Genomic DNA, 2,508 nt, shown 5'->3' with positions numbered 1-2,508 from the left:
CATCATGCCGGTCAGTTGCAGCGCCTGATCCGGGCCGCTGCGATCGCGGATCGTTTCATACCACTCGTGCATCACCGGCTTGGTGAAATCGGCCACGCGGTGCGGCCCCCATTTCTTGGCAATGGCGTTGAGGTTGATGTTGTAGCTGCGCTGCGTGGCGGGCCGCTTGTCGAGAAAAAAGCGGGACTTGCGATAGTCGACAATCAGGGCGTCGATCGTGCGCGGGCCGCTCGTGCCTTTGCGCGGCTCACCTTTGCGGGCGCGTTCGACATCGGCGTTGATCTGCGTCGCCTGTCGGATCGACAGGGCCGGGCGGGTTGCGTCAAGTTCGGTGGCGGAAAAGCCCAAAGCCCGTTCGGCGGGTTTGGGTTCCCACCAGATGCGCCATGTTCCATCCGCGCGCTGGCGCTGGCGCAGGCCCTTGATCGTCTCGCGGATGGGTTGAGACATTGGTCAGCAGTCCTTCGATCTATCCGGGCCGATGCCCATGGCGTCCATGATGCGCAAGGTCTCGGGGTCTGTCTGAGACCGCGCCCACGCCTCGCTTTCCTCTGCGCTGGCGTCGAATTCGCCGGCTGCGACACGGGCTGCGAATTTGGTCAGGCCTGCCCTGTTAAGTTCGACAAAGAGGGCGGTTGGGCCGCACACATGCACGTCGCCATAGTCGTCAAACTCGCCTGTCGCGGCGCGATCTGCGAGCGCCCGGTATATTGTGGCATTGGCGGGCCGTGCATTGTCAGCGACGGCGCGCAGTTCAGCGGCCAAGCGGTCTTTTGTTGGGACGCTCATGACTTCATCCCGAGCGCGTCTTCGTAGAGATCGAGCACCGCGCCTTCTTCGGCGAGATCATCCCGGTCGCGTTTGCGGCGCGCGATGACGATCCGCATAACCTTGGTGTCGTAGCCACGCCCCTTGGCCTCGGCCAGCACTTCCTTTTGCTGGTCGGCGATGTCCTTTTTTTCGGCCTCGAGCCGTTCGTAGCGTTCGATAAACTGGCGCAGCTCGCCAGCGGTCACGCGGTAGTTGCTATCGTTTGCGTTCTCGCTCATGCCTTTCGGGCCTCTTTCATCAGCACGACATTGCTGCCGGGCGCAGGGGTGAATGGGAGTGGTTCGGGCAGGCCTTGGGCCTCGATCCATGCCTGCACCGCGTCAGCGCGCCAGCGCAGGGGGCGGTGCAGCGTTGGGAAGGGCGGCGGGAAATCCTGCACGGTTTCGAGCCGGTCGCGGATGCGCAGGAATGCGCCTGCATCGCGCAGACCGAGGCGTTCGGCCACCTGGGCGGTATCGAGAAAGATCATTGGCCCCGGCCCTTGTTGATGCCCTTTTCGCGGGCGATCTGGCGCTGCATGGCGGCGTGGAAATCATCCTGACAAAAATCATCCGGACTGTCGGGGAAGCGCCTGCGCTTGCCGCCGCCCATGTCTTCAAAAAGATCGTCAGTCAGGCGCAGCAGCAGAAAAAAACCTGCCACCGTGATGGCGAGCAGGGTGAGGATCGCGATTGCGATAATGCCTGTGGTCATGGTCTGCCTCGGGGAAAAAGTGGGGTCGCGCCGTCCTGCGGCCCCGTGTGAGTGATGGCGGGCGGGGGGCGAGCAGATACCAGGTGCCCCCGGGACGGCCCCGTCCCGTAGCCTCAGCCCTTGGCGGGCGAGGGCATGAACAAAACGTTGTCGAGATCGGTCACGTCCGAAATCAGATCCATCGCGGCGCGGCGTTGGCGCAGCTCTTCGGCGATCTGGGGGAGTGTGACGAGGATCAGCGCCGCGTCCGCCTCGGTCAAGGTCTGGGCAGTTTGTGCGGTCTTGGCCGCGGCGATGATATGATCCAGCACCTGATCGGTGATCCGACCGGCGCGGGCGTGGGGAATGTGGGGGATCGGTGTTTGTGCAAGTTGTGCTGACATGATGCGGGGTCTCCTAAGCCTGTCCTATGGCCCAGTTAGGAGTTGCTACCCGTGACTGTCAACTGAAAATGTTAGGATTGCTGAAATTTTGTGTTAGTCGCGCTGCCTACCCTTGAAGAAATCAAGCGCACGCATAGCGTGTGGTGTGATCCGATCCGGCAGGATCATCACCGCCGCGCATTGTGTCGCGATGACGATCGCAACCAAGGCCTCTGGCCCGATGGTGCTTTCAAGGGGTATCCAGATCGGCCAGAAGATCACGCCTGGCAAAACAATCAAGCAGGCCACGCGCACCCAGCCGTCAACCGTGCGCGCGCGCGTCTCGCGCGCCTGCCTCTCTTCCGGGGTCGTCATGCGTGCCGCCAGCTGGCGATGACCTTGCCCTTGATCACCACGTTCTGATGATCCACCACGCGGGTCATCGGGGCAATCAGACCGGCGCTGGCCATGACCAGCACGGGCGGTTCATAAATGCGCAGGATGGTTTCGGCGGTGCCGGTTTGCCAGTTATAGAGCTGAGCAATGACAATATCGCCTGATTTGCAGCGTTCTGACTGATGTGTATCGACCAAGATGTGATCGCCGGGCATGTATCCGCGCA

Annotated in this window: 8 protein-coding genes; all 8 read right to left on the bottom strand. The window is 62.2% G+C overall.

Annotated elements, in window-relative coordinates; all coding sequences use genetic code 11:
* The coding region (locus KBT70_RS18700) for a hypothetical protein (RefSeq protein WP_296637738.1) at positions 1 to 450 on the bottom strand (450 nt) is incomplete at its 3' end.
* A 3-nt stretch (positions 451 to 453) separates the two neighbouring features.
* Positions 454 to 789, bottom strand: coding sequence for a hypothetical protein (locus KBT70_RS18695; protein ID WP_296637737.1), 336 nt, complete (start codon positions 787 to 789; stop codon positions 454 to 456).
* Positions 786 to 1,049: a DUF2312 domain-containing protein gene (locus KBT70_RS18690; protein ID WP_296637736.1), complete on the bottom strand. Its 264-nt coding sequence runs from the start codon at positions 1,047 to 1,049 to the stop codon at positions 786 to 788. The genes KBT70_RS18695 and KBT70_RS18690 overlap by 4 nt, the downstream gene beginning before the upstream one ends.
* Positions 1,046 to 1,300: a hypothetical protein gene (locus tag KBT70_RS18685; protein ID WP_296637735.1), complete on the bottom strand. Its 255-nt coding sequence runs from the start codon at positions 1,298 to 1,300 to the stop codon at positions 1,046 to 1,048. Before KBT70_RS18685 ends, KBT70_RS18690 begins: the two co-directional genes overlap by 4 nt.
* Entirely contained in the window at positions 1,297 to 1,524 is a 228-nt protein-coding gene (locus KBT70_RS18680) for a hypothetical protein (RefSeq protein WP_296637734.1), read from the bottom strand. The genes KBT70_RS18685 and KBT70_RS18680 overlap by 4 nt, the downstream gene beginning before the upstream one ends.
* Positions 1,525 to 1,637: 113 nt before the next feature.
* The gene (locus tag KBT70_RS18675) at positions 1,638 to 1,907 is read right to left on the bottom strand and encodes a hypothetical protein (RefSeq protein WP_296637733.1); all 270 of its coding nucleotides are present in this window, start codon (positions 1,905 to 1,907) and stop codon (positions 1,638 to 1,640) included.
* Between the two features lie 93 nt (positions 1,908 to 2,000).
* Positions 2,001 to 2,261 carry a hypothetical protein gene (locus tag KBT70_RS18670; protein ID WP_296637732.1) on the bottom strand — a complete coding sequence of 87 codons (261 nt, stop codon included), beginning with the start codon at positions 2,259 to 2,261 and terminating at the stop codon, positions 2,001 to 2,003.
* A partial coding sequence (locus KBT70_RS18665; protein ID WP_296637731.1) for a hypothetical protein occupies positions 2,258 to 2,508 on the bottom strand: 251 nt, incomplete at its 5' end. The genes KBT70_RS18665 and KBT70_RS18670, both read right to left, overlap by 4 nt.

This window comes from Roseovarius sp. (assembly GCF_018066915.1).
In the GTDB taxonomy this organism is placed as follows: Bacteria; Pseudomonadota; Alphaproteobacteria; order Rhodobacterales; family Rhodobacteraceae; genus Roseovarius.
This window is presented reverse-complemented; position numbering and strand designations above follow the sequence as displayed.

What these genes read in the sequence shown, in the direction of transcription:
- KBT70_RS18695 (WP_296637737.1), bottom strand. Translation starts at nt 789, where the DNA reads ATGAGCGTCCCAACAAAAGACCGCTTGGCCGCTGAACTGCGCGCCGTC.
- KBT70_RS18690 (WP_296637736.1), bottom strand. Translation starts at nt 1,049, where the DNA reads ATGAGCGAGAACGCAAACGATAGCAACTACCGCGTGACCGCTGGCGAG.
- KBT70_RS18685 (WP_296637735.1), bottom strand. Translation starts at nt 1,300, where the DNA reads ATGATCTTTCTCGATACCGCCCAGGTGGCCGAACGCCTCGGTCTGCGC.
- KBT70_RS18680 (WP_296637734.1), bottom strand. Translation starts at nt 1,524, where the DNA reads ATGACCACAGGCATTATCGCAATCGCGATCCTCACCCTGCTCGCCATC.
- KBT70_RS18675 (WP_296637733.1), bottom strand. Translation starts at nt 1,907, where the DNA reads ATGTCAGCACAACTTGCACAAACACCGATCCCCCACATTCCCCACGCC.
- KBT70_RS18670 (WP_296637732.1), bottom strand. Translation starts at nt 2,261, where the DNA reads ATGACGACCCCGGAAGAGAGGCAGGCGCGCGAGACGCGCGCGCGCACG.